We start from the raw sequence: 26,159 nt of genomic DNA on the forward strand, positions 1-26,159 counted from the left end.
CAGGCCAGAACAAGTCAGGTGGTAACGGGGTTTTTCTTCAGGTCGTGAACTCACCGCGGTGCAACGGGGCATCGCGCAAACGGTGACGAATCGACGATCCAACGATTTCCGATGGCCGATCAAAGTTACTGGGAGACCGGCAAATGTCACATCGCGATGATTTGTCCGCCGCATCGCCACGCGGCTCAGAGACGGGACCTGGCGTCGTTGCGCGTTTCGAAACGATCCGCGCGCAATTCGGCGATCGCGTTGCCGCCATCGACGCGACGGGCGAAGAGCGCTATGCCGATCTCGGCGAACGTTCGGCGCGGCTTGCAAGCGTCTTGCGCGAACGCGGACTCGCAGCGGGCGAACGCTGCGCGATCATGGTGCCGCGCAGCCGCGACACGCTCGCGCTGATCCTCGCGATCCTGCGCGTGGGCGCGGTCTATGTGCCGCTCGATCCGGCCTATCCGCGCGCGCAGCTCGATTTCATCGTCGCCGATTGCGCGCCCAAGCTCGTGATCGCCGATGCGAGCACGCTCGCGAACGCGGGCGAGTCACACGGCGCGCTCGTCGATCTCGCCGACCTCATCGCCGCCGCGCAACACGCCGCGCCCGCCGCGCCGCACCCGAGCGATCGCGACGACGCGGCCTACATCATGTACACGTCGGGTTCGACCGGCAAGCCGAAGGGCGTGATCGTGCCGCATCGCGCGATCCTGCGTCTCGTGCACGGTCAGACCTTCACTGCGCTCACGCCGGACACGCGCTTCCTCAATCTCGCGCCGCTCGCGTTCGACGCAAGTACGCTGGAGATCTGGGGCCCGCTGCTCAACGGCGGATGCGCCGCGATCATCAACGAAGTCCAGCCTTCGCTCGACGCCATCGCCGCCGAAATCGCGCGGCTCGGCGCGACGAGTGCGTGGTTCACGGCGGGTCTCTTCAACGCGCTCGCCGACTATCGGCTCGAAGCGTTCGCGCCGCTCCAGGAAGTGCTCACGGGTGGCGACGTGCTGTCGCCGCTGCACGTGCGCAAGGTGATGGACGCGCACGCCGGAGTGCAAGTCGTCAACGGTTATGGTCCGACCGAAAACACCACGTTTTCGTGCTGCTTTCGCATTCCGCGCGACGAAGCGCTCGCACACGGCGACGCGATTCCGATCGGCTACGCGATCGCCGGCACGCAAGCGTATATCGTCGATGACAAACTCGCGCCGGTCGCCGATGGCGAAGTGGGCGAACTCGTGGTGGGCGGCGACGGCGTCGCGCTCGGCTACCTGAATCGTCCGGAATTGACGGCCGAAAAATTCGTCGACGATGTCTTCACGCAAGGCGCGAAGCTCTATCGCACCGGCGACCTCGTGCGCCGCCGCGCGGACGGCGCGATCGATTTCCTCGGCCGCAACGACCGGCAGATCAAGATCGCGGGCAAGCGCATCGAACTCGATGAAATCGAACATGCGCTGCGCGTCGCGCCGGGCGTCGCCGACGCGGCAGTCGCTGCATTCGAAGGCCGCAACGGCAAGGCAATCGCGGGCTTCGTGAAGGCCAGCGCCGCTTCCGCTGCCGCCTTCGTCGACGCGCTGCGCACGCATCTGAAAGCGGCGCTGCCCGATTACATGGTGCCGACCGAACTGCGCGTGCTGCCCGACTTTCCGCTCACGCCGAACGGCAAGATCAATCGCAAGGCGCTCCTCGCGGAACTCGATGTCGCCGCCGCGCCTTCGGCAAGCACGCAGGCTCAGACGCAAACGCAAACTCAAACGCAAGAACACGACCTCGCCGACCCGCTCGCCGCCGTGTTCGAAGGTCTGCTCGGCAAGCCCGTCGATCGCCGCGCGAACTTCTTCGACCTCGGTCTGCGCTCGCTCGATCTGATGCGCGCGCACGCGATCATCGCGCGCGACGTCACGCAAGGTCTCGCGCTCGTCGATCTGTTTCGCCATCCGAACGTCGACGCGCTCGCCGCTCATCTGCGCGCCACGCTCGGCGCGCCGCAAGGCGGCAAGCTCGAAGCGCGCCGCACGCAGACGAGCGGCGCCATCGCCGTGATCGGCATGGCCGGACGCTTTCCGGGCGCGCGCAACGTCGCGCAACTGTGGGCGAATCTGCTCGCGGGCCGCGACTGCGTCACGCATTTCGATGTATCGGAACTCGAAGACAGTTTCGACGACGCCATGCGCCGCGATCCGAGCTACGTGAAGGCGCGCCCGATCCTGCCCGACGTCGATCGTTTCGACGCGGGCTTCTTCGGCATGCTCGCGCGCGAAGCCGCGCTGACCGATCCGCAGCAGCGCCTGTTCCTCGAAATCGCGTGGGAAGCGTTCGAGGACGCGGGCTACGATCCCGCCGCCGTCGCGGGCGCGGTCGGCGTGTTCGCGGGCACGTCGATGAACACGTACTTCCTCAAGCATGTGCTCTCCGACCGCGCCGTGATCGACGAATTCACGAGCCAGTTCCAGATCGGCGAGTATCAGAAGCTGGTCGGCGCGGGCGATTTCGTCGCCACGCGCACGGCGTACAAGCTCGGTCTCAAAGGCCCGGCGATCTCGGTGCAGACCGCCTGCTCGACCTCGCTCACCGCGATCGGCCTCGCTGTCGAAAATCTGCGCGCGGGACGCTGCGACATGGCGCTGGCCGGCGGCGTGTCGATCACCTTCCCGCAAAAGCGCGGCTACTTCTACCAGGAAGGCGGCATGGGCACGGCGGACGGCGTGTGCCGTCCGTTCGACGCGCACGCGCAAGGCACGGTGTTCGGCAGCGGCGCGGGCGTGGTGCTGCTCAAGCGCCTCGAAAACGCGCTCGCCGACAACGATCCGATCAGCGCCGTGATTCGCGGCGTCGGCATGAACAACGACGGCTCCGACAAGGTCGGCTTCACCGCGCCGAGCGTCGACGCGCAGGCGCGCGCCATCGCCATCGCGCACGCCGAAGCAGGCATCGATCCGGCGACCATCGGCTATGTGGAAGCGCACGGCACGGCCACGCCGCTCGGCGATCCGATCGAATTTGCGGGGCTCGTGCAGGCATTCCGTCTGGGCGGCGTGGAAGGCGGCCAGTTCTGCGCGCTCGGGTCCGCGAAGGCCAACGTTGGCCATCTCGATGCGGCCGCGGGCGTGACCGGTCTTATCGCGGCGTCGCTTGCGCTGCGCGAGCGCACGCTGCCGCCGCTCTCGCATTTCCAGTCGCCGAATCCGGGCATCGATGCGGCGCGCAGCCCGTTCTACTTCAACACCGCCGCGCGCGCATGGACCGACGGTCCGACGCCGCGCCGTGCGGGCGTGAGTTCGTTCGGCGTGGGCGGCACGAATGTGCACGTCGTGCTTGAGGAAGCGCCGCTGCGCGAACGCGCCGATGCGCACGCGGAACCCGCGCCCCAGATCCTGCCGATTTCGGCACGCAGCGCGGCCGCGCTCGAACGCGCGAAGGCGAATCTCGCAACTTACTTGGCCAACCCGCTCGCGTCCCATCCGCCACTCGCGCTCGCCGACGTGGCCGCGACGCTGCAAACGGGCCGTCGCGCGTTCTCGCATCGCGCCGTGATCGTCGCCGAAACGCTCGATCAGGCGCAGGCGAAGCTGCAAAAAGGCGCGCTCGAAGCGCAAACGCCGCAAGCCGCGCCCGCCGTCGTCTTCATGTTCCCCGGTCAGGGCGCGCAGTATCCGGGCATGGGCGCGGCGCTCTATCGCAGCGAGCCGGTGTATCGCGAGTGGATCGACAAGGGTGCGGAAGCGCTCGCGCCGCATCTCGGCCTCGACATCCGCACGATGCTGCTGAGCGACGTGCCCGAAGGCGACGACACCCCGCATCCGATCCGCTCGACGATCTACGCACAGCCCGCGCTGTTCCTCACCGAATACGCGCTGGCGCAGTTGTGGATCTCGCGCGGCGTGCGGCCGACGGCGATGATCGGCCATAGCGTCGGCGAACTGGTTGCGGCCTGCGTGGCCGAAGCGATCGAATTCGAGGACGCGCTGCGGCTGATCGCGCAACGCGGCGCGCTGATGCAATCGGCCGAACCGGGCGCAATGCTGGTCGTGCGCCTGCCCGAAGCCGAGTTGCGCGCCACGCTGCCCGAGGACGTCGATCTCGCCGCCATCAACGCGCCGACGCTGAGCGTCGTGGCCGGTCCGTTCGCGGCCATCGAGGCCTTCGAAGCCACGCTGAAGGCGCGCGATATCGAACATCGACGCCTGCATACGTCGCACGCGTTCCACTCGCGCATGATGTCCGGCGTGGTGGAAGAACTGGCCAAGGTTGCGGACCGCCTGACGTTCGCGCCGCCGAAGATTCCGTATGTGTCGTCGGTGACGGGGCAATGGGCGGCGTCCGATCGTCCGGTGTCGGGCCGCTACTGGGCCAGCCATTGCCGCGACGTGGTGCGTTTCGCCGATGCGCTCGCGACCGTCACCGCGCAGGGCAAGCCGCTGCTGCTCGAAATCGGTCCGGGCCGCACGCTCGCAACCTTCGCCACGCAAGGGCTGACGAGAGACCGCTATCAAGCTGCCATCGCCTCGCTGCCCGACTTCGCGCAGCGCGAACGCGAACTGAGCGTGCTTGCCGAAGCGACCGGGCGGCTCTGGCTCAACGGCTCGACGCCGGACTGGCGCGCGCTGCATGGCGCGGATGCCCACCGTATCGCGCTGCCGACGTATCCGTTCGAACCCGAACGTCACTGGATCGACGCGCCCACAACGGCCGCCGCTCGACCCGCTGCTGCACAAGAACAAACGCAAATAACGACGCAAGAACAAACGCAACTACAGACGCAAGCGGCGGCGATTGCCACGCCCGCTTCCACTCACGCGATTACCGACCATTCCCAGACCGCCATGGCCCAAACCGCTCAAATCGACCGCAAGCCGCGTCTCGTCGCCGAACTGGCGTCGCTCCTCACCGAAATGTCGGGCGAGGCGCCGGACACGTCCAATCCGGATGTGACCTTCTGGGATCTCGGCTACGACTCGCTGTTCATGGGTCAGGTCTCGCGCCAGCTGCGCCGCCGTTACGACGTGACGATCAGCTTCCGCCAGATCATGAGCGACTACCCGACGCTGCCCGCGCTCGCGCAGTTCCTCGACGGCGCGCTGCCGCCCGATCCGGAACCCGTGGCCGCGCCCGCGCCGGTTGAAACGGCTGCGGTGGTTGCGCCGATCGCTGCTGCGCCGGTTGCTGCATCGACTGTCGCCGCGCCGGTTGCGACTGCTGTCACCGCCGTGACCGCACTGCCGGTCACGGGCGACGTGCAATCGGTGATCCGCGATCAGATCGCCGCCATGCAATCGCTGATGACGCGTCAGCTCGAAGTGCTGCAAGGCGTGCCGGTCGCCGTCGCTCAGCCCGTTGCGGCGATCGCGGCACCGGCGGCCGTTGCGGCGCCGGTTGCAGCAGCAGTTGCAGCGCCCGTAGCGGCAGCACCCGCAGCAGCAGCCCACGCCGCCGGTCCCGAAATCAAGTTCGAGGAAAACCGCCCGACGCGCTTCACCGCCTACAAACCCGGCGCGACGACCTCGGCGCAGATGACCGACGTGCAAAGCGCCTTCATCACCGATCTCGCCACGCGCTACTCGGCCAAAACCGCCACGTCGAAGTCGCGCACGCAGACGTACCGCGCCGTGCTCGCCGACCCGCGCACCGCGAGCGGCTTCCGCGAAGAATGGAAGGAACTCGTCTATCCGATCGTCGCCCAGCGCTCGAAGGGCTCGAAGATCTGGGACGTCGACGGCAACGAATACATCGACCTCGTGAACGGCTACGGCCAGACCGCATTCGGCCACACGCCCGACTTCGTCGTGGACGCCGTCAACGCGCAAATGGCCGAAGGCTTCGCGATCGGACCGCAATCGCCGCTCGCGGGCGAAGTCGCGCAGATGTTCGCCGACATGACGGGCCACGAACGCGTCACGTTCTGCAACACGGGCTCGGAAGCCGTGATGGCCGCGATGCGCCTCGCGCGCACGGTGACGGGCAAGGACAAGGTGGTCTGCTTCGACGGCGACTATCACGGCCAGTTCGACGAAGTGCTCGTCAAGCCGGGCAGCGAAGCCGGCGTGCCGCGCGCGTTCCCGCTCGCCCCCGGCATCCCGAACAGCTCGGTCGGCAACATGGTCGTGCTGCCCTACGCGCGCTCGGAAAGCTTGGAGTGGATCAAGGCCAATATCGACGACATCGCCGCCGTGCTGATCGAGCCGGTGCAGTCGCGCCACCCGAATCTGCGTCCGAAGGAGTTCGTGCAGCAACTGCGCGACGTGACAGCCGCGAACGAATCGGCGCTGATCGTCGACGAAGTGGTGACGGGTTTCCGCGTGCACCCGGCGGGCATGCAAGGCTACTGGGGCATCAAGGGCGACATGGCTACGTACGGCAAGGTCGTCGGCGGCGGTCTGCCGGTGGGCGTGCTCGCGGGCAGCGCGCAGTACATGGACGCGCTCGACGGCGGCCAATGGCAATTCGGCGATGCCTCGGTGCCCGAAGTGCCGCCGACGTTCTTCGCAGGCACCTTCGTGCGTCATCCGGTCGTGCTCGCCGCGATGAAGGCCGTGCTGCTGCATCTGCAGGCAGCCGGTCCGGCGCTGCAGGAAACGCTCGGCGCGCGCATGGACGGCCTCGTGCAGCGCATCAACACGCATCTGGAAAAGGTGGGCATCGCCACGCGCGCGGAGACCTTCTCGAGCTGGTTCTACATCAGCTTCGCGGGCGAAGATCGCCTGGGCAGCCTGTTCTACGCGTATATGCGCTTCCTCGGCGTGCACATCATGGAAGGCTTCCCGTGCTTCCTGACCACGAGCCATTCCGACGAAGACATCCGCAAGATCGGCGACGCCTTCGTCGAAGCGATCGCCGCGCTGCAAGCCGCGGGCATTCTCGGCGGCACGGCGCAGCCGGTTTCGACGCCTGCTGCGATTCCCGCAGCGGCAACGGCAGCGCCGACGCAAGCGCCGCTGACCGAACCGCAGAAGGAAATCTGGATGTCGGCGCAGCAAAGCCATGAAGCGTCGCTCGCATTCAATGAATCGTTCACGCTGGAATTGTCGGGCGATCTGAACGAAGCCGCCTTCGAGCGCGCGTTTGCGGCGACGGTCGCGCGACACGATGCGCTGCGCGCGCACTTCTCGCGCGTCGGCGACACGATGTTCGCCGATGCCGACGCCCGCGTGCCGCTCGAACAGATCGACCTCTCGACGCAAGCCGACGCGCACGCGCAACTCGCCGCGCTCGTCGACGCCGAAGCGCGCGAAGTCTTCGACCTCACGCGTGCGCCGCTGGCCCGCGCCGCGCTCGTGCGTCTCGAAGCGAACAAGTGGGCCTTCGTGTTCACGGCGCATCACATCATCTGCGACGGCTGGTCGATCAACATCATCCTGCGCGATCTGCAGGCGCTCTATGCCGCCGAAGTCTCGGGCACGCCCGCCGAACTCGACGACGTGCAGAGCTTCCTCGCCTTCGCGAAGGTGCAGGACGAAGCCGGCGTCGATCAGGAAACGCGCGACTTCTGGATGAATCTGCATCGCGAAGGCGCGCCGCAACTCGACTTGCCCGGCGACCGCGTGCGTCCCGAAGTAAAGAGCTTCAATGGCGCATCGACCACGCGTCTCCTGAGCGCCGATCTGCTCAAGCAGGTGAAGACCGCCGCGTCGAAGCAAGGCTGCTCGCTGTTCGCCGCGCTGTTCGGCGCAGCGCAAGTGTTGTTCGGCCGCCTCGCGGGCCGCGACGACGTGGTGATCGCCGCGCCGATGGCGGGCCAGTCGCAAGCCGGCGAAGCGCTGCTCGCGGGCCACTGCGTGAACTTCCTGCCGCTGCGCGTGAAGTTCGACGGCGCGCAGTCGTTCGCCACGCACATGAAGGCCGTGCGCGATCATCTCTACGATGCGGGCGATCGCCAGAACTACACCTACGGCGCGCTGGTGCGCGACCTCGGCATCAAGCGCGACTTCAGCCGCCTGCCGCTGACCGATCTGCAATTCAATCTGGAGAAGGTCGACTCGCAGCTCGACATGGCGGGCGTGAGCACGCGCTTCGCGCCGAACGCGAAGGCGTATAGCAACTTCGATCTGTTCCTGAACGTGATCGAATCGGCGCAAGGTCTGCGTCTCGATTGCGACTTCAACACCGACGTCTACGACGAATCGACGATCCAGCGCTGGCTCGGTTACTACGAAACGCTGCTGGGCGCGATCGCCCGCGACGCCGACGCGTCCATCGCCACGCTGCCGCTGCTCGGCGACGCCGAGATCCGCCATCTGCGCGACGAACTGAACGCCTCGCAGCGCGCCTACGATCTCACGCAGACGACGCCCGCGCTGATCGCCGCGCAGGCGAAGAAGACGCCCGATGCCGTCGCCGTCGCCGATGAATTCGCGAGCTTGAGCTACAGCGAACTCGATGCGCGCGCCAGTCAGATCGCACGCTGTCTCGTGGCGGCAGGCATCGCGCCGCACGGCCGCGTCGCGATCGCGATGGAACGCACGGCGATGTCGGTTGCCGCGATGATCGGCGTGTGGCGCGCGGGCTGCGCCTACGTGCCGCTCGACATGACGATGCCGGCCGCACGCCTGCGTCAGATTCTCGACGGCGCGGGCATCGCTGCCGTGCTCAGCGACGCGGGCAGCCGCGCGGTGCTGGAGCCGGGCGATCATCGCGTGCTCGAACTGGAAACGCTGCTCGCGCAGCATCAGGACGAAAGCGTCGCGCTGCCTCGCGTGCAGGACGCCGATGCGGCCTACGTGATCTTCACCTCGGGTTCGACGGGCCAGCCGAAGGGCGTGGAAATTCCCCATCGCGCGCTGAGCAACTTCCTGCTCTCGATGGCGCAGGAGCCTGGCTTCACGGCGCGGGACCGCATCGTCGCCGTGACCACGTTCTCGTTCGATATTTCGGGCCTCGAACTGTTCCTGCCGCTCGTCACCGGCGCTCAGGTGTTCGTCGCGGGCCACGCGGAAGTGCGCACGGGTTACGAGCTGGTGTCGCGACTGAAGGCGCAGGCGTCCACGGCGCTGCAAGCCACGCCGTCGCTGTGGCGCATGCTGCTCGAAGCCGGTTTCAAGGCGCCGCAAGGCTTCAAGATTCTCTGCGGCGGCGAACCGCTTCCGCGTGATCTCGCCGATGCGCTGCTCGCCACCGGCGCCGAAGTCTGGAACCTCTACGGCCCGACCGAAACGACGATCTGGTCCGCCGCCGCACGCGTGCAGCCGAACGGCGCCGTGGTGCTCGGCGCGCCGCTCGCGAACACGCAGCTGCATGTGCTGACCGACGATCTGCGTCTCGCGCCGGAAGGCGTGACCGGCGAACTGTGGATCGGCGGCGAAGGACTCGCGACGGGATACTTCAACCGCCCCGACCTCACCGACGCCGCGTTCCGCACCATCGCCGTCGAAGGCGCGGCGCCCGCGCGTCTCTATCGCACCGGCGACCTCGCGAAGCGTCTGGCCGACGGCGCGCTCCAGCATCTGGGCCGCCGCGATCAGCAGATCAAGCTGCGCGGCTTCCGCATCGAGATCGAGGATATCGAAGCGGCGCTGCGTAAAGCGCCGGGCGTCGCGGCGGCGGCGGTCGCGCTGCATACGGTCAACGATCATCCGCGCCTCGTCGGTTATGTCGTCGAAACGCAGCAAGGCAAGGCCGATCTCGGCGAGATCGCCGCGTACGTGGCGGTGGAACTGCCGACCTACATGGTCCCGACGCTGTGGATGATGCTCGACGCGCTGCCGCAAACGCAGAACGGCAAGCTCGACCGCAAGGCGCTGCCGGTGCCGAGCGCCGACATGGTGGCCGCGCCCGCGCGTCAGGCTCAGGCCGCGCATGCAACGCTCAAGGCCGTGCCGCAGACGGCCGCGCCGGTCGAAGCGGAAAGCCCCGCCAGCGAGCCCGCGGCGCTGACGCCCACGCAAGCCACGCTCGTCTCGATCTGGTCGGACGTGCTCGGCGTGCAGCAGATCGGCATCGACCAGCCGTTCTTCAGCCTCGGCGCGGACAGCCTGCAACTGTTCCGCATCGTCGCCCGCATGAACGAGCGCGGTCTCGGCGTCGATGCGCGTCAACTGATGAAGAACGTCTCGATCGCGCAACTCGCGGCGAGTCTCGATGGCGCGCAAGTCGAAGCCGTGGCCGAAGTGGCCGCGGTCGCGCGACCCTCGATCCTCAACTTCAAGCGTCGCAACGCAGGAGGCATGTGAGCGATGAACGGGATAGCGTTGAAGATCGCGCCGACGGAAGCAGCGGATAGCGTGGCAGCGTTGGATAGCGGCTACGCGCTGTTCCCGGCGACCGCCTGCCAGACGCGTTTCTGGCATGAGCAGAAGGCTTCGCCGCAAGCGTCGGCGCTGAACATCGCGTTCCGGCTGCAACTGTCGGGGCCGCTGAACGCCGCGAGCCTCGAGCAGGTGCTCGCCGATCTGGTCGCGCGCCACGAAGTCCTGCGCACCGGTTTTCTGATGACGGGCGCGGGGCTGCGTCAGCAGGTGTGGAGCGACGCGCCCTTCCGTCTCGACGTGATCGATCTGAGCGGTCTCGACGATCAGGCCGCGCTGGCCGAAGCGCAACGCGTGGGCGGCGAACAGGCGCGCACGCCGTTCGATCTCGCCTCGCGCTCGTACTTCCGCGCCGTGTGGCTGCCGCGTTCGCCGACGCAAGGCGAGCTGCAACTGACCTTCCATTCGCTCGTGATGGACGGCTGGTCGTTTGCGATTCTCGTGCGTGAACTCGTCGAAGGCCTCGCCGCGCTGCACGCGGGCAAGGACGCCGCATACGCCGACGTCGATCTGCATCACGGCGACTACGCGCTGTGGAAAGAGGAGTTTCTCGCCAGCGGCGCGCTCGATCGTGCGCGCGCGCATTGGCGCAACGAGCTGCGCGATTTCAGCCGCTTCGACGTGCCGGGCGACCGCGCGCGTGGGCAGGAGCGGCGCTTCCAGGGCGCGATCCGCTCGATCCTGCTGCCGCTCGAACTGAGCGAGCATCTGATCGCGGCCGCGAAGGCGCAAGGCGTGACGCTGTTCAGCGTGGCGGCGGCGAGTCTTGCCATGGCCTTGCAGAAGGCCACGGGCAGTTCGAACACGGCGCGCGTCGCCATCGGCACGCAAATGTCGGTGCGTGACCAGCAGGAACTCGAAGGCGTGATCGGACCGCTGATCAACACGGTGATCCTGCGCCTCGACGTCGCGCCGGACAGCACGCTCGCTTCGGTGATCGCGCAATGCGGCGCGAAGCTCAGCGACGCCATCGAGCATCTGCACGTGCCGTTCGAGGAGATGCGCGAGATGGCCGGCGAAGCGGCGAGCACGGATCGGCCGCCGCTGTGCTCGGTGAACTTCGCGTTGCAGCAGAGCTTCGTCGGCATGGGCGACGAAGTACGCCGCGACGCGTTCGCCGCGACCACCTCGCCGTCGTTCAACGCGGGCGCGCTCTACGACCTCAACTTCTTCATGGTGCGCCGTCCGGAAGGCTGGCGCATTTCGTGCGAAGGCGATCTCGATCTTTACGACGTGGCCACCCTCGACGCGCATCTCGCGACGTGGCGCGACGTGCTGCAGAACGTGGAGATCGCGGCGCCGGTGGCTGCGCAGAAAACCGCGCCTGCTCATTCGCAGATTCACGCACAAACGCAGACACAAACGCAGACGCAAATCGCAGCGGGCGTCGGCAACAGCGCCTTCATCAGCCAGGCCGAGATGGACGCGAAGGTGCAAAGCGTCGTGCGCTTCAACGAGGACGGCACGCTGACGCCCATCATCGTGCTCAACAACGTCGCCGTGTTCTACGAACTCGCGCAACAAGTGGGCGCGCAACGCACCATCGTCGACATGCCGATGGTGCCGAATACGCCGCAGCACCTCCCGCCGCGCGCCTTCGAGGACATCGCCGCCGACGCCGTGCGCCTCATCAAGCGCATTCAGCCCGAAGGCCCGTACATCCTGATGGGTTATTGCGTGCTGGGCGCGATGGCGCTCGAAGCCGCGCATCAGATGCGGCGCGAAGGCGACACGGTGGAACTCGTGATCCTCAACGACTCGTGGCGGCCCGGCTATCGCGAATCGATGCCGTGGTACGACAAGATCCTGCGCAAGATTCAGGTCCGCAGCGACGACATTCCGCGCGACTTCCGCGCGACGCGGCGCGGCGAAATGTCGGCGATCCATTTCCTCCAGCAATTCCGCACGGTGCGCTGGTTCCGCCTGATCCAGATCGGCCTCAAGCTCGGCCTGCTGAAGCAGGATCCCGGCAGCAACGTCGTCGACGAAAACCTCTGGTATGGCCGCAATATCGGCTATCTGCGCGAGCAGCAGGCGCGCTACCGTCCCGCGCCCTATGACGGCAACGTGCAGATCTTCCGCAGCGCGCAGGTGCTCAAGGGACGTCTGTTCGCGAACGACATGGGCTGGGGCGATGTGGTGACGGGCAAGCTGGTCGTGACCGAAGTGCCCGGCATGCACAACCAGATGTTCCGCGCGGCGGGCTCGGCCGTGATGGGCGAGCAGTTGCGCAACCGCCTGGCGGGCATCGAGACGCAAGATGTTCGCAGCGATGCCAGCGGCGGCGCGGCGAACAGCGCATCGAACAGCGCGGACGAGCGCGACGCGCCCGCTTCCTTCACGCGCCCGGCGCACGCCTGACGACACGAAAGGATCGCTTCATGTCGCCTTCGCGCCGGTTGCTGGTGGTAGCGTTTTGCAGCGCGCTGACGCTCGTCGCCCTGTGCGCGAAGCTGGCCGCGCCCGGCCTGTTCCGCCGCCCGCCCGTTGCGATGGCCGCGACGGCGTCGGCGGCGGAGCGGCCGGACGGCAAGATCCGCTTCGCCGTGCTCGGCGACTCGGACAGCCAGTCCTACCACGACACGCTGATGCTCGGGAGCCCCGACATGCGCGGCGGCGCGTGGCGCGCCACCACCTGGCAGTGGACCGAAGTGCTGGCGCGCTTGCGCGGCGATCAGGTCGATCTCGGCGCATGGGGCGCGTGGGGCAGCGGCAAGGTACGCGCCTACGTGGACGAAGCGTTCGGCACGCCGGCCCGCACGCCGCGCAAGGACGACTATCGCTACGACTTCGCCGTGAGCGGCGCAAACTGCAGCCAGTTGCTAGGGCATTCGCAGCGCCAGGCCATTCGTCTCGTCGAGTTGATGGACCGCGAATCCGAAGCGTGGCGCGGCGGCATCGTGCTGATCCGCATCGGCATCAACGACCTCGGCGATGACGCGGTGCTCGACGCGCTGTCACAGGACCGGAACGCGCCGGAGCCGAACGCGCGCATCGACGCCTGCCTTGCCGAAATCGGCAAGACGGTGGCGCTGCTCCGCTCGCATCATCCGGATACGCATATCGTGCTCGTCGGCGTGCTCAGCAACGCGGACTGGTCGATCAAGTTCAACAGCTGGCAGTCTGGCGCGGCGATCGCCAATATCGATGCGGGCCTCGATCGCTTCGACAACGGCTTGCGCAAGCTCGCGGCCGCCGATCGTCAGCAGGTGGTTTTTCTCGACGATCGCGCGTGGTTCCGCGGTCTATGGGGCGCACGCGACGACCAGGGACGTCCGCGCTACAAGACGCTGCGGCTTCCGCCGGGCTGGGCCGTGACCAACACGTCGGGCGACGATCCGCACAATGCGGTGCTCTCGGACGGGCACGCGGGGGTGGTCTGGAATACGCTCTGGACGCAGCATCTGATCGTCGCGCTGAACACCGCGTTCGGACTGCATATCGAACCGATCACGGATGCGCAGGTGTTGAGCTTCTTGCAGCCGAGTTTTGTGGCGAGTTCTGCGGCGAATTCGGCGGCGAGTTCGGCAGGTTCGACGCACGCGGCGGCGGCTCCCCTCACCTCCACCGCTGCGCCTTGAATCACTCGACGCGCTAGCCCATCCGCTCGATCAATTCCCGCCAGCACGCAAGAATCGGTTCGCGCGCGAAGATCTGCAAATGGCCGCGAGCCTGGTCGATTCTGCGCTGACGCTCGTCGGCGTGCATATCGGCGAGCGCCTGCATACCCATCGCGATCGATTCGAGTTCGAGCGGATCGGCGTCGAGCATCGCGTCGCCGCCCACTTCGGTCAGGATGCTGGAGCGCGAGACGAGGCACGGCAAGTCGTGCTCGATCGCCTCGATCACCGGCATGCCGAAACCTTCGAGCAAGCTCATCAGCACGAAGCCGGATGCGTTGCGATAGAGCCAGCGCAATTGCTCGTCGGTCGTATAACCGGGCAGCACGACGCCCGGCGTTTGCCGCGCGAGATTGATGGCCGTGTCGGCGCCCGGCTCGCGGCCGCCCACCACGACATACTGCCAGCCCTGCTGCGCGAGTCCGCTCGCTGCGAACGCCTCGATGCAGCGCGCCTGATTCTTGCGATCGCCCACGCTGCCGACCGTCAACAGAAAACGCGCGCCCACACCGTCGACGGGCTTCGCGTCGCCGTCCTTCACGCCGAGCCGCGTGGGAATATAAATCACCTTCGATGACGCGAAATCATAGCCATACAGGCGGTGAAATTCCTGCTGCGAGGTCTTACTGACAAACACCATATGCGGCTTCACGCGCCGAATCTGGTCGTACGCACGCAGATACAGATCGTCGACGCCCGGCGCGAAATATTGCGGATGCGTGATCGGGCCGACGTCGTGACACAGCACGATATCGCGCGGCTCCAGACGATGGCGCACCACGCTGAGCGGATCGAGATGCAAGGTCGGACGCGGATCGCGGATCACCGGCAACACGGCGGCGAATGGCGAGCGATAGACGCGAGCGAGCGTTTCCTTATGCGTCAGACGGCCCACGACACGGCGCATCAGATCGCTGTGCGGAAACTCGTGCCACCGTCCGTAACGCACGCGCGAGACCTGCCCGCCCAGCGTCGAAATAATATCCTTGCCGAGAAATAGCTTGCCGGTGCGGTCGTTCAGCGCCAGCGAAAAATCGACATCGATCGACATTGCTTGCTCCACTATGCGTTGCTTCAGCGCGTCGCGCCGGTCACGGCTCGCAGCGATTCGACCAGACTGCGCGCGGCCGCCTGCCAGGTGAAGCGCGCCGCCTGGCCGTATCCGCTCGCGATCAGCGATTGCCGCGCGGACACGTCGTCGAGCGCCGTGAGAATCTGCGCGCGCCACGCGCTCGCGTCGAACGGATCGGCGTATAAAGCCGCGTCCTCGCACACTTCGGGCAGCGCGCCAAGCGGCGCGGCGACCACCGGACAGCCGAGCGCCATCGCTTCCAGCGGCGGCAAGCCGAAGCCTTCGGTCAGCGAAGGAAACGCGAGCGCGCCCGCGCGCTGCATCAGACCGACGAGCTGCGCATCGCTCACGCGGCCCGCGAATCGCACGTTCGGCGGCACCACATGGCCGAGCGATTCGAAATCCGCGCGCGTCGCGCCGCCGAACAAGACGAGTTCGATATCGCGCAATGCCGGATCGGCAAACGCCTTCAGCAACACGCCGATATTCTTGTGACGCTGCGTATTCGCGAGCGCCAGCACATAACGCTCGGGCGTGAGTTTCAATGCCGTCACCAGCGTTTCGTCGGGACGCACCTGAAAAACATGATCGCAGCCGTTATGCACCACGACGATTTTTTCCGCGCTCGCAATGCCGTAACGCACGAGTTCCTGTTTCGAAAACTCCGAAACGGTGAAGATGATCTTGTGCCGCTTGCCAATAAAGAAATACTGAAACTTGTACCAGAGGCGGAACGGCAGCGAATACGAATCGGGCGACGAATACACCTGCGCGTCGTGAATCATCGTCGCCGAATCGCGATGCAAAAGCGGCCCGAGATTGCAGAGATTGAGAATGAAATCGCGGCGGCGCGCGAACGGAAAATAGCACTGCTCCCATGCAATGCGATGCATGCGGCGCGCCCAGCGGCTCTCGCGAATGCAGGCGATATTGCGGTAGCGCGGCACGTCCACGCGATCTCTGACGACCAGCGCGTAATCGACGTCGCCGCCCGCGTGCGCGGCAATCAGCGCGTCGGTGGCCGCCACGAGTTGCTCGGCCACCCGATGCACACCCGTCGGCGCCGCGCCGAAGAATTTGCCGTTGAACGCAATCGTCCTCATAGTTTTTCCGCGCGCTCGGGCGTCAGTCGGCCGCGCACGAAATCGCAGACACCGATCCAGTTGCCGCGCAAGCGCCCGCGCCGGTCGACCCACGGTTCCGGCACGAAGCTGCGCACGAGATTGCTCGATACATTGCGCAGCACATGACGCAGCGCGTCGCGCAGCGGCATGGTTTTCTTCTGCACCAGATACAGCGGATTGATCACCTGCGAATAGCCGAACTTGCGCCCGGATACGCGTCCGCGCTTGACGCCCATATGCACGCCCACCGCCGTATTGATGCGCACGACGCGGCCGCCGCGATTCCAGATCTGGCCGCCGAAATCGCGATCCTCCTGCCAGCCGTACAGCACGAGACGTTCGTCGAAACGCAGCCCCGCGATGCTGCTGCACCGGAACGCCATGTTGCAGCCGTACGGGCCGCCGGTCGGCGCGATATGCATATCGCTCGGCAGGTCGTTCGTGTTCGCGACGATCGCGCGCGCTTCCTCGTACGAATAGCCGGGACCGTGAATGCCGTCCGCGAGCACGGTGCCGGTCACGCAGGCAATCGAGGCGTCGGTTTCGAGCGCCTTGAGCGCCTCGGCGATCCAGCGGCCATGCATGAGGAAGTCGTCGTCGAGAATAATGACGACGTCGAAATCGGACGGCACGTGATCGAGCGCGCGATTGCGCTGGACGGAGCTGCCGGGCCGCCCCTGGATCACGAGCAAACCAGCTTGCGAGCGCAGGTCGCCGACATCCGCATCCGAGACGCAGGACACGATGATCAGATCGGGCTTCACCGTTTGCAGGTCCACAAAGGCGACGACCTGCTGAAGAATTTCCGCACGCCCCAGCGTCGGGAAGATCACGCAGACTTTCGGCTTCTGGTCGAAAGGAGACGGATTCATTGTTTTACCTGTTGCGAAGTTATTCGCGCCAGCGCGCCAGTCGCGCATTCAAGGACACGGCATTGCCCATGCCGATAAAACCGCGCAGCAAACCCGCGCGCGAGACGCCGAAGATCAGCATCGCGAGCAAGGCAGTTTCGCCGATCAGGCGCGCTTCGGCCATGCCTTCCGCGCCGCGATAGCTGGCGAGCGGAATCGCCACCAGCAGATTCACCACCGCGCTCGCGATGCCGGTCCACAAGAGCAGTCGTTCGAGCTTGCGCGGCAAGACGAAATACAGACCCAGCACGCGCGTGCAGACGCTGATCGGCAACACGAACACCATCAGGTTGAGAATCGGCACGGCAGGCCGGAATTCCGGGCCGAACGCGAGCGGCACGAGCCAGTCCGAGAGCGTCCTCGTGAGCACGACGCCCGCGATCGCGCCGATCAGGAAGACGGCGAAAATGCGCCGCGCGAACCAGTTGGCTTTCGCTTCGTCGTGCGCGACCAGATACATGACTTTCGGCGCGAGCACCTGGGCGGCCGGCGCCATTACGCCCAAAGCGGCGGCAATCAGGCGCTCCGAAATCCCGAATGCGCCGACTTCGGCGGGCGAGGCCATCAACGACAAAATGTACGCGGACGCCGCGAGCATCAAGATCGCCGTGCCGTTGTAGAGAAAGATCGTGGTGGAGCGCTTGATCAGATCGATGGCGGCCCGCAGCGGCACGAGGAATCCGGTCGACTCCTTGCGGACCAGCCAGTAGGCCACGCCGGTCTGCAGCAGCCCGGAAGCGAAGGTCAACGGAAAGACGAGGCCGACATCCGTGGGCTTGTGAATGAACGCGAACAGCAAAACGAGCGACAGCGCGAAGCCCGAGATTTCGATAATCATGTTCGTGCGCACGCGGCCCGTGCTGGAGAAATACCAGCCGAGATTGAACGCCGCGAGTATCCCGCCCGCGACGACAAAAAACGGCGCGTACGGCACGCTCGAAATCACGTCCGAACGGAACGCGGCGATCAGGCCGATCACCACAGCCGGTGCGCCAATCACGAGGCGCGCCGTGAAGTGCTCGCGAAAGATCACGTCGTGATGGTCGGCCTGATCGGTTTGCACCAGCTCGCGTCCGCCGACCGTCGACAAGCCGAAGTTCACGAACAGCCAGAGCGAATTCGACAGCGACGTTCCCGCGAGCACCACGCCGTATCCGCCCGCGCCGAGCACGCGTCCGTAATAAGGAATCAGGACGAGCGGATACAGGTAGCGAAACGCGTACGACAGATAGACCGCAAACAGGTCGAGTTTCGACAGTGAGCTGTCGAGCTTTTTCATGATCCCCCCTGCGAAACCCAGCGCGCGCGCGTGATCGCGCGACGCGATACGCGCGGTGACAGCGCACCCGCCGCCGCCGCGAAGATGTAGAACGGCGCACCCAGCTCGAACACCCCGGCGGACGCCGACGCCACGATGAGCGTCGCGATCATGCCGTGGCGCGCTGCGTAGCAAATGGCGCGCTCGTTGAAGCCATACGCTCTGGGGATCGGCGTAAGCAGCGACATGCCGAGAAACATGCCGTAGCAGACCACGCCCACCACGCCGAGATTCGCCAGCACGACGATCAGGAAGCTCGAAGTGCGAATGCTGCCGAGCCCGACGCCGATGCCATAGGTATCGAGAAAGTTGGTGACGCCCTGCGCGTTCCAGCCCATCCGCTCGACGCCGGACGAACTGCCGGCTTTGCTGAACACGGCCGTGTTGAAGAAGTCGGTGATCGCGTTGGCCACGCTCGGCAGGAACAGAATCACATAGAGCACGACCAGCAGGCCCGCACAGGCGCCGACCACCCAGAGCCGCTGCTTGCGCGCGATCGCCGAACGCGAGATCACACCGGGTCGGCTGAACACGAGCACGCCCGCATAGGCCCCGAGCCCGACATAGGCCGTGCCCGACGTCGACAGCAGCAGCAGAATGCCGGTGGCCAGCGCGAGCGAGCCCGCGACCTTCGTGCGATATCCCACGAGCCACAGATTCAGGCAGAAGATGAACAGCGGCAGCGTAAAGCCCGAGAACGCCGAAGTCTCGCTGAAGGTGCCGCTGATGCGCACGAGACCGCCCATTTCCTCGCCGGTCAGGTCGGCGAATTGAGCGGTCTTGATTGCGGACATCGCATCGATCCCGGCCGCGTGAAAGAGGATATCGAGGCAACCGGCAATCGCATCGAGCCCTGCCAGCACGAAGATCGCGCTCGCGAGCGTTCGATAGACGCCGCGATATTTGAGGAACGCGTAGGTCGCGCAATAGACGATCACATCGCTGACGCAATAGACCGATTGGGACAGATTGCCCGAGACCGGTCCGAGCGGCTTGAGCAGCACTTCCTGGCTGCTGCGGTCGACCGGATACACGAGCGTCGAGCCGAGCAGCAGGCGCGGCAACACGATCGCGCCCACGACGCCCCACACGCAGGTGCACAGCAGCCAGAAGCCGGGTTTGTCGAGCGAGACCGCATCGGCGAGCGCCTTGCCGCCGGCGAGATTGAACGCCCGGATCGCGAAGAACGCCAGGAAGAGCTGCGCGGGCAGGATCCCGATGCTGCCGAGGCCCACCGCCTGGGTGCTGCCGAACAGCGCAAACACCATCATCGCGTAGATGGCGCAGCGATGCGAGGTGTACAACGCCACCAGTCCGGTGACGAACACGATCAACCCGTATATCGACACTTCCCTGCCCCCAAGATTCGTTCGCCCGCCGATCACGCGCGCGCGATGTCGCTCATGTCGTCAGGCTGCTTATGGCAGCGGCTCGAAGCGCATTCGAAGCACGCTACATCCGTCACGCCGACTGCCACCGCCGCACCACTTGTGGCGCATCGGTGAAGCCCTTGCCGGCGTCCATCGCACGCTCCACCACGCTGAGAAACTCCTGCTTGAAGCGCTCTTCCGTGAAGCGCAGCGCATTGCGCCTGCACACTTCGGGCTTGAGCGCCGGCTGCCGCTCGAAGCGCTCCACGGCCTCGACGATGGCCTCCACGCTCTGCTCCGCGAAGAAGAGGCCAGTGCCGCGTTCGGGATCCGGCGAATCGATCACGATCTCGCGCGAGCCGCCGCGTCCGAATGCAATCACCGGCGTGCCGCACGCCTGGGCCTCGACCACTGAAATGCCGAAGTCTTCTTCCGCCGCCACGACAAATGCGCGTGCACGCTGCATGTGATCGACGAGCACCGAGTCGGGCTGATAACCGAGCAACGTGACGTTCGGCGCGGCGCAGGCTTTCACGCGATCGAAATCCGCGCCGTCGCCGATCACGACGAGACGCTTGGACGGCATCGCCGCGAATGCTTCGACGATCAGCGGAATGCGCTTGTACGGCACCATGCGCGAAGCGATCAGATAAAAGTCCTCGTGCCGATCGCTCAATTCGAAACGCTGCACATCGACGGGCGGATACACCACCGTCGCTTCGCTGCCGTAGGCCTTGCGAATGCGCCGCCCCACGAAAGCCGAATTGGCGACGAAGGTATCGACGCCATGCGCCGTGCGCTGATCCCAGATGCGCATGTAATGCAGCAGCATGCGCACGATCCAGCTTTTCACACCGCGCTGCAGACCCGCTTCGGAAAGATACTGATGCTGCAGATCCCACGCGTAGCGAATCGGCGAATGCACATAGCTCACGTGCACCTGATTCGGTCCCGTCAAGATGCCCTTGGCGACGGCGTGGCTCGACGAAATCACGAGATCGTACGAAGAAAGATCGAACTGCTCGATCGCGAGCGGCATCAGCGGCAAATAGCTGCGAAACGACGAACGCGCGCGCGGCAGATGCTGAATGAAGGACGTCTTCGCGTGACGTCCACCGAGCACGCCGCGTTGTGCTTCCGGGAAGAAGTCGACGACGCTGAACAGATCGGCTTGTGGAAACAGCTGGAGAATCTGTTCGACCACCTTCTCCGAGCCCGCATACGTGACCAGCCATTCGTGCACGAGCGCGACGCGGCCAAAGCGGCGCGTGTCGTTCGCCGCATTGGCGACGTTGGCGACGTTGGCCACGTTCGCGAGATTGGCGAGGTTCGAGGCAAGCGTTACATTAGCCACGGCGAAATCTCCTCGATCAGCTTGACGGCGGTGGCGTGCCACGTCAGCTCCGCCGTGCGTGCGCGGCCACGTTCGCGCAGGGTCGCGCGCAACGCGGCGTCGGCCGTGATGCGTTCGAGCAGTTGCGCGAGTTCCGCGGGGTCGTCCGGCGAGGTGTAGAGCACGGCGTCGCCGCACGCTTCCTGCACGGCCGGCAGACGCGAGGCGATCACCGGACAGCCGAGCGCCAGCGCCTCGACCGGCGGCAGCCCAAACCCTTCGTAGCGCGACGGATACACGAAACACGCCGCGCGGCGATACAGCGCGGCCAGTTCGCCGTCGCTCACGTAGCCGAGATGCTTGACGAAGCCGGGCAACGCGTCCTGACCCGTGCCATAGACCTTGGCGTCGCCGCCGCCCACCACCACGATGTCGAATTGCGCGTCGCGAATCCGGCGCGCGGCGTCGGCTACGAGTTGAAAATTCTTGTGGCGATTGAGGCTGCCAACGGCGAGCACGAACGGACGCTCGCCCAGCGACGCGGCCAGCGTGCTCTCGTCCTGTTGCACGCGCAGCATGTGTTCGCCGCTTTCGTACACCACGCCGATCTTGCGCGCCGGAATCCGGTACGCGTCGGACAACTCGCGCCGCGAGAACTCCGACACGGTAATCACGCGCTGCGACACCTGGCCGATACGCGGCGCCATCAGCCGATACCACGCGACGAACGAACGGCTGTAGCTATCGGGCACGCGCGCGGGCGCCGCATCGTGCAGCACCGTGACCTGACGCCGATACATCAGCGGCCCGGAATTGCAGAGATTGAGCAGCAGCCGGCCACGCGCGGCCTGCGGCAACGCCAGTTGTTCCCAACGCAAACCGCCGCCCTTGCCGCTCGCACGCAGCCCGACATGACGGAACGGATTCGCCATGCCCGCCAGTGCCTCGGGCACGATGATCTCGCTGCGCAGTCCGGCCACATGCGGATCGCCCGACTCGATCAATTGATCGAGCGCCCGAATGGTCTCGAACGCGAAGCGATCGACGCCGGTCGCGCGCCGCCCGAGAAAACGGCCGTTGATCAGCAGATTGGGAACAAGCGGGTCTTTCATTGGATCGGTCCAGGGCATCGCTCTTGACCCGGCGTCATCCGTGCGCGCAAGCACCGCGACACACGACCGGATTCGACGAGCCACACCATGCAATTGGTATGGACCGAAGTGTGGCCGATCTTCCCCGCGTCGAATGTTCGCCTACGCTCATGCCGCGCCATTTCGCGCGGCGCGTGGCGCAGGCTCGACGCAAGTGAGGGACGAGTGAAGGAAAAATGAGAAGCAAGCGAGGCGCAATGTGCTACGCACCACGTAGCGAAGCAGTTAATTCGCCAGCTGAAATAAAGACATTTCTATAATTCCTCCGGAAATTCCCGCTACGCCGCCGGAGCATCGAGTTGGACGAATGCGTCAGAGCGTCCCCGTCTATTCCGGGCGGCGCCTTTGGCCATCGCTGCACTCACCGACGACACTCATGGCACGTCCAACCCGCCTATACGGCCTCCAGCATTTGCGCTTTTTCGCCGCTTTCGCGGTGCTCGCGCATCACATTCTCGAAGAAGCCGCCGGCAGTTCCCTGGCCATCGTGCCCGCTTCGGCGACGCGCGTCGGCGCGTGCGGCGTCGATATCTTTTTCGTCATCAGCGGACTGGTGATGTGGCACACGACGGGCGGCTTTTCCGCGCAGACGTCGGCACGCCGATTCTTCTCCCGCCGCCTCACGCGCATCTTCCCGTCGTATTGGGCCTGCGTCGCGATCATGGTCGTGCTGGCCGGCAGCGGTATCGCGTTCAAGCACGTGGAACTCGACGCGGTCGGCATCGCCGAATCGGTTTTCCTGCTGCCGCCCACGACGTCGTCAGGTTTGATTCTCGGCGTGGCGTGGACGCTCATTTACGAGCTGTATTTCTATCTCGTCTGCACCGTCGTGCTGTGTTTGCCGTGGCAGCGGCTGCGCACGCCGGGTATCGTCGCGCTGCTGGCCGCCGTGCCCTTCGTGCTCGATAAACTCGGCGCAACGGCGCAGGCGCAGTATTACGGCAGTCCGCTCGTGATCGAATTCCTGCTCGGCATTGCGCTCGGCGCGATCGGCACGCATCTGCCCGAGCTGGGCCGGCGCACGTGGCAGTTGTTGTTGCTGGCGTGCGTCGCGCTGTTCTGGTGGGCTTCCGTCGCCTCGCCCGACACCGCGACGTTCGGTCTGCCGAATTCGTTCAGATGGTGGGCGTGGGGCTTGCCGTCCATGTTGCTGGTCGCGCTGTTCATGCAGATTCCCGACGATCGAAACCGCATCGGCCGCTCGCTGACGACGCTCGGTAACGCTTCCTATGTGCTGTATCTCACGCACGGATTCTGGATGAACGCCTTCGCCAAGGCGATCAAGGCGGGCGCGTTTCATTCGACGTTCAGTCTTTATTTCGCCGCCGCGTGCGTGGCCTGTATCGCGGTGGTGTTCGCGCTGGTGGTTCACTGGTATCTGGAGAAACCGCTGCTTTCGAAGCTCGACGGCAAGCGTTCGCGTCTGCGCGAAACGGCAATGAGCTGAGGTTTCAAGCTGAATTTAAAACGACTGAAAATAAAAGCCCGGCGGTTTTACGTCGGGCTTTTTTGCGTCCAGATTCCGTGTATCGGCGGCGATTAAAGTCACTGCGTCGAGCGGCTTTTTATGCGTGTATTGCGCGGTTCAGGATGTTCACCACGGCTTGTATTGACGTTCGCGCGTGTGCCGATGTGCAAACCGGAAATACGCCTTGGCACGTGAATCTTTATCGCGACTCGCCCCCATTCATCCACAGAATAGAAAAAGCCCACCACGGGTTCACCGTGGTGGGCTTCCGGTTTAACGCTTAGGTCGAATTCAGCGCTGCGCCATGCCCGCGTCCTTCGCGAAACCGTGGCTCGAATAACCGTACGCGGCGTACGCATCGCCATAACGGCCCGGACGCGAGGTCATATCGTTGAAGATCACGCCGCGAATCGGCACACCGACCTGTTCGAAACGGCGCACCGACTCGCGCAATTCCGCCACGCTCGTCGTGCCTTGACGCGCGATCACGAACACCGTGCCCGCAAGCTGGCCGATGATGCCCGCGTCCGCAACCGGCAGCACCGGCGGCGCGTCGATCAACACGAGGTCGTAGGTCTCGTTGGCCCAATCGACGAAATCCTTGAAGCTATCCTGACGCAGCAGTTCGCTCGCGTTGGTCACATAACCGCCCGTCGCCACGAAATCCACGCCCGGCATCACCTGACGATGCACGACCTGGTCATAGTCCTGCAGATAATCCACCACGTCGGTCAGACCCGGACTGCTCGGCACGCCCGTGTGCAGATTCAGCGAGCCGCGCCGCAGGTCGGCGTCGATCAGCAGCACGCGCTTGCCCGATGCGCCGGACACCGCGGCGAGATTCACCGAGACGAACGATTTGCCCACCATCGGCGTTGGCCCCGCGAGCAGCACGACATGATTCGACGCATTCGCGAGCGAGTATTCGAGCGCGCTGCGGAAGCTGCGCAGACTTTCGACCGCGGCGTCGAACGCCGCCGTATGCGCGAGCACCGTGTTCGTGCCGGGCGTACCGTTCGGCACGCGGCGCGTGAGCGTATGTTGCAGACGGCTGCGCGGCACGGCGGCGAACACGGCGAGGCCCGTCCCCACTTCGATCTCGTCGACCAGCGACACGCCGCGCTTGAGACGATGACGCACCAGCACGATCGCCGCGCCAACGAACAGCCCCGTGAAGAACGCGGCGATCACCAGCACCGCGCGCTTCGGACGAATCGGCCCTTCCGGCGGCACGGCCGCATCGATCATGCGCACGTTCGACACGCGCCCGGCCTTGAGCAGACGCATCTGCTCGCGGTTGTTCAGCAGGTTCGTGTAGATGTTCGTATCGACGGTGACTTCGCGTTGCAGACGCACGAGATGCTGTTCGAGCGGCGGCAAGGCGCGCGTCTGTCCCGCAAGTTCGCCCATCGCCTTTTCGGCTTCCGACAATTGACCGTTGATGGCGATCACGGCCGGGTTGTCGTCGGTGAAACGCGCGAGCAACAGCGCGCGTTGCCCGCGCAGGTCGGCGAGATGTTGCTGCGCCTGCGCCGAACTCGCCAGCAGCGAGGTCGCTTCGGCGCCCAGATTCACGGCGCCATGTTCGGAACGGAACGTGTTGTATTCGTTCTCGGCTTTTTCAAGCTGATCCTTCAGTTGCGGCAATTGCTTGTCGAGGAAGGCGATCGACTTCTCCGCTTCTTCCTGCGTGCGCTGCGCGTTCTGGCGGATATATTCGTTGCCGATCGCGTTGAGAATCGTGCTGGTCAGCACCGGATCGCCGCCGTCGAGCGCGACGCCGATCACATCGGATTCCTTGCCCTTTTCCGAAATCGCCAGCGCGCCCTGAAGCTGCTGGATCGCGCTCAGTTCGGAGCTGCGCGAGAGGTTGAACACCACCCCCGCTTCGCCGTCGATGCGGTTCACGAGCAGGTCGATTGTGCCGCCCACCACGGGCGCGTGCAGCATCTCGCCCACCTTGCCTTCGAGCGTGGTGCCGCCGAATGCGAGCGTGTACGCGCCGTCGCCCTGATACGTCAGCACGAACGGGCGGCCCATCAGGCGCGCCGGCACGTCGAAGCTCGACACCTCGATGGCTTCGTCGCCCCACGCATAGCCGCCCCAGCCGGACCAGTTCGAGAGATTCAGATGCTGCGCGGCCCAGCGACCCACGACCGGAAAATAGCGCGGCGACGCGTGAATATAGAGCTTGGTCGCGTTGACGGCCGCCGACACGACCATGCGCGAACGCAGCACTTCCATTTCCGCCGACGCTTCGGTCTTGATCGCGAACTGCGAAGACAGATCGGCAAGCGCCGACTTCGCGGCGTTCGGATTTTCCTCGACCTGAATCAGCATGTCCGATTCATAAACCGGCGCCGCCAGCAGCGCATACACGCAGCCGACGAGCGTGCACAGCACCGTCGCGATCAGGATCGTTTTGCGGCCGGCATAGAGCGTATCGAGCAGATTGCCCATGTGTCCGCTTTCGGGCGCGATCGGCATCATCGAGTCGGCCGGCCCCTCAAGCATGTATTCGCGCTGATTCATTTTTATCCTCTCCGTGACGAAGGCGCCGAAG

Annotated in this window: 12 protein-coding genes; 4 read left to right on the forward strand and 8 right to left on the reverse strand. The window is 65.5% G+C overall.

The window, feature by feature from the left end:
* Positions 1 to 143: 143 nt before the first annotated feature.
* From G3N97_RS09740 to G3N97_RS09750, 3 genes are read left to right on the forward strand one after another with little or no spacing between them, the layout of a single operon-like run.
* Complete coding sequence (locus G3N97_RS09740) at positions 144 to 10,154, forward strand: non-ribosomal peptide synthetase/type I polyketide synthase (protein WP_205993014.1); 10,011 nt, start codon at positions 144 to 146, stop codon at positions 10,152 to 10,154.
* Between the two features lie 51 nt (positions 10,155 to 10,205).
* A complete protein-coding gene (locus G3N97_RS09745; RefSeq protein ID WP_346778040.1) occupies positions 10,206 to 12,590 on the forward strand; it encodes a condensation domain-containing protein in 2,385 nt (794 codons plus the stop codon).
* Positions 12,591 to 12,610: 20 nt separating this feature from the next.
* Positions 12,611 to 13,810, forward strand: coding sequence for an SGNH/GDSL hydrolase family protein (locus tag G3N97_RS09750; RefSeq protein WP_205993016.1), 1,200 nt, complete (start codon positions 12,611 to 12,613; stop codon positions 13,808 to 13,810).
* 13 nt (positions 13,811 to 13,823) lie between these two features.
* Here the strand turns inward: G3N97_RS09750 and G3N97_RS09755 are convergent, their stop codons facing one another.
* The 7 genes from G3N97_RS09755 to G3N97_RS09785 all read right to left on the reverse strand — a co-directional run bounded on the left by G3N97_RS09755 (position 13,824) and on the right by G3N97_RS09785 (position 22,089).
* Complete coding sequence (locus G3N97_RS09755) at positions 13,824 to 14,900, reverse strand: glycosyltransferase (RefSeq protein WP_205993017.1); 1,077 nt, start codon at positions 14,898 to 14,900, stop codon at positions 13,824 to 13,826.
* 23 nt (positions 14,901 to 14,923) lie between these two features.
* Positions 14,924 to 16,024, reverse strand: a complete 1,101-nt coding sequence (locus tag G3N97_RS09760) for a glycosyltransferase family 1 protein (protein ID WP_205993018.1) — start codon at positions 16,022 to 16,024, stop codon at positions 14,924 to 14,926.
* The gene (locus G3N97_RS09765) at positions 16,021 to 16,917 is read right to left on the reverse strand and encodes a glycosyltransferase (protein WP_205993019.1); all 897 of its coding nucleotides are present in this window, start codon (positions 16,915 to 16,917) and stop codon (positions 16,021 to 16,023) included. The genes G3N97_RS09760 and G3N97_RS09765 overlap by 4 nt, the downstream gene beginning before the upstream one ends.
* 19 nt (positions 16,918 to 16,936) lie before the next feature.
* Positions 16,937 to 18,235, reverse strand: coding sequence for an oligosaccharide flippase family protein (locus G3N97_RS09770; protein WP_205993020.1), 1,299 nt, complete (start codon positions 18,233 to 18,235; stop codon positions 16,937 to 16,939).
* Complete coding sequence (locus tag G3N97_RS09775) at positions 18,232 to 19,602, reverse strand: hypothetical protein (protein ID WP_346778041.1); 1,371 nt, start codon at positions 19,600 to 19,602, stop codon at positions 18,232 to 18,234. Before G3N97_RS09775 ends, G3N97_RS09770 begins: the two co-directional genes overlap by 4 nt.
* Positions 19,603 to 19,735: 133 nt before the next feature.
* Positions 19,736 to 20,953, reverse strand: a complete 1,218-nt coding sequence (locus G3N97_RS09780; protein WP_205993029.1) for a glycosyltransferase family 4 protein — start codon at positions 20,951 to 20,953, stop codon at positions 19,736 to 19,738.
* Positions 20,954 to 20,985: 32 nt separating this feature from the next.
* Entirely contained in the window at positions 20,986 to 22,089 is a 1,104-nt protein-coding gene (locus G3N97_RS09785; protein ID WP_205993022.1) for a glycosyltransferase family 1 protein, read from the reverse strand.
* A gap of 415 nt (positions 22,090 to 22,504) precedes the next feature.
* On the opposite strand from G3N97_RS09785, the gene G3N97_RS09790 reads away from it, so the two are divergent.
* Positions 22,505 to 23,575, forward strand: coding sequence for an acyltransferase (locus G3N97_RS09790; RefSeq protein WP_205993023.1), 1,071 nt, complete (start codon positions 22,505 to 22,507; stop codon positions 23,573 to 23,575).
* Between the two features lie 312 nt (positions 23,576 to 23,887).
* On the opposite strand, the gene G3N97_RS09795 is transcribed toward G3N97_RS09790, so the two are convergent.
* Positions 23,888 to 26,128 carry a GNVR domain-containing protein gene (locus tag G3N97_RS09795; RefSeq protein ID WP_205993024.1) on the reverse strand — a complete coding sequence of 747 codons (2,241 nt, stop codon included), beginning with the start codon at positions 26,126 to 26,128 and terminating at the stop codon, positions 23,888 to 23,890.
* Positions 26,129 to 26,159: the final 31 nt, after the last annotated feature.

Origin of the sequence: Paraburkholderia sp. Ac-20347 (assembly GCF_017104805.1) — a bacterium.
GTDB classification, from domain to species: domain Bacteria; phylum Pseudomonadota; class Gammaproteobacteria; order Burkholderiales; family Burkholderiaceae; genus Paraburkholderia; species Paraburkholderia tropica.